At 53.4% G+C, this 2,425-nt stretch carries 1 rRNA gene; it reads right to left on the bottom strand.

Annotated elements, in window-relative coordinates:
* Positions 1-2,369, bottom strand: a 23S ribosomal RNA gene (locus ACFUPX_RS44075); the annotation flags it as partial.
* Positions 2,370-2,425 lie beyond the last annotated feature (56 nt).

Genomic DNA, 2,425 nt, shown 5'->3' with positions numbered 1-2,425 from the left:
CCCTTGTGCCTTTACACTCTGCGAATGATTTCCAACCATTCTGAGGGAACCTTTGGGCGCCTCCGTTACCTTTTAGGAGGCGACCGCCCCAGTCAAACTGCCCACCTGACACTGTCTCCCCGCCCGATAAGGGCGGCGGGTTAGAAGGTCAATACAGCCAGGGTAGTATCCCACCGATGCCTCCACCGAAGCTGGCGCTCCGGTTTCCAAGGCTCCTACCTATCCTGTACAAGCTGTACCAACATTCAATATCAGGCTGCAGTAAAGCTCCACGGGGTCTTTCCGTCCTGTCGCGGGTAACCTGCATCTTCACAGGTACTATAATTTCACCGAGTCTCTCGTTGAGACAGTGCCCAGATCGTTGCGCCTTTCGTGCGGGTCGGAACTTACCCGACAAGGAATTTCGCTACCTTAGGACCGTTATAGTTACGGCCGCCGTTTACTGGGGCTTCAATTCGCACCTTCGCTTACGCTAAGCGCTCCTCTTAACCTTCCAGCACCGGGCAGGCGTCAGCCCCTATACTTCGCCTTACGGCTTCGCAGAGACCTGTGTTTTTGCTAAACAGTCGCCTGGGCCTATTCACTGCGGCTCTCTCGGGCTTGCACCCTAACAGAGCACCCCTTCTCCCGAAGTTACGGGGTCATTTTGCCGAGTTCCTTAACGAGAGTTCTCTCGATCACCTTAGGATTCTCTCCTCGCCTACCTGTGTCGGTTTGCGGTACGGGCACCTCTCACCTCGCTAGAGGCTTTTCTTGGCAGTGTGGAATCAGGAACTTCGCTACTATATTTCGCTCGCCATCACAGCTCAGCCTTATGGGAAACGGATTTGCCTATTTCCCAGCCTAACTGCTTGGACGCGGATATCCAATACCGCGCTTACCCTATCCTCCTGCGTCCCCCCATTGCTCAAACGGTGAAGAGGTGGTACAGGAATATCAACCTGTTGTCCATCGCCTACGCCTTTCGGCCTCGGCTTAGGTCCCGACTAACCCTGAGCGGACGAGCCTTCCTCAGGAAACCTTAGGCATTCGGTGGAGGGGATTCTCACCCCTCTTTCGCTACTCATACCGGCATTCTCACTTCTAAGCGCTCCACCAGTCCTTCCGGTCTTGCTTCACAGCCCTTAGAACGCTCTCCTACCACTGTTCGAAGAACAGTCCGCAGCTTCGGTGATACGTTTAGCCCCGGTACATTTTCGGCGCAGAGTCACTCGACCAGTGAGCTATTACGCACTCTTTAAATGGTGGCTGCTTCTAAGCCAACATCCTGGTTGTCTAAGCAACTCCACATCCTTTTCCACTTAACGTATACTTTGGGACCTTAGCTGGCGGTCTGGGCTGTTTCCCTTTTGACTACGGATCTTATCACTCGCAGTCTGACTCCCAAGGATAAGTCATTGGCATTCGGAGTTTGACTGAATTCGGTAACCCGGTAGGGGCCCCTAGTCCAATCAGTGCTCTACCTCCAAGACTCTTACCTTGAGGCTAGCCCTAAAGCTATTTCGGAGAGAACCAGCTATCTCCAGGTTCGATTGGCATTTCACCCCTACCCACACCTCATCCCCGCACTTTTCAACGTGCGTGGGTTCGGGCCTCCATTCAGTGTTACCTGAACTTCACCCTGGACATGGGTAGATCACCTGGTTTCGGGTCTACGACCACGTACTCATGCGCCCTATTCAGACTCGCTTTCGCTGCGGCTCCGCATCTTCTGCTTAACCTTGCACGGGATCGTAACTCGCCGGTTCATTCTACAAAAGGCACGCCATCACCCGTTAACGGGCTCTGACTACTTGTAGGCACACGGTTTCAGGATCTCTTTCACTCCCCTTCCGGGGTGCTTTTCACCTTTCCCTCACGGTACTGGTTCACTATCGGTCACTAGGGAGTATTTAGCCTTGGGAGATGGTCCTCCCGGATTCCGACGGAATTTCACGTGTTCCGCCGTACTCAGGATCCACTCAGGAGAGAACGAAGTTTTGACTACAGGGCTGTTACCTCCTATGGCGGGCCTTTCCAGACCTCTTCATCTACCTCGTTCCTTTGTAACTCCGTACAGAGTGTCCTACAACCCCAAGAGGCAAGCCTCTTGGTTTGGGCTATGTTCCGTTTCGCTCGCCGCTACTCAGGAAATCGCATTTGCTTTCTCTTCCTCCGGGTACTTAGATGTTTCAGTTCCCCGGGTCTGCCTTCTCATATCCTATGAATTCAGATATGGATACCACTCCATTACGAGTGGTGGGTTTCCCCATTCGGAAATCTCCGGATCAAAGCTTGCTTACAGCTCCCCGAAGCATATCGGTGTTAGTCCCGTCCTTCATCGGCTCCTAGTGCCAAGGCATCCACCGTGCGCCCTTAAAAACTTGGCCACAGATGCTCGCGTCCACTGTGCAGTTCTCAAACAACGACCAACCACCCGTCACAC

Origin of the sequence: Streptomyces sp. NPDC057302 (assembly GCF_042667685.1) — a bacterium.
Classification (GTDB): Bacteria; Actinomycetota; Actinomycetes; order Streptomycetales; family Streptomycetaceae; genus Streptomyces.
The sequence above is the reverse complement of the archived record's forward strand: the minus strand, read 5'-3'. Positions and strand labels throughout refer to the sequence as shown.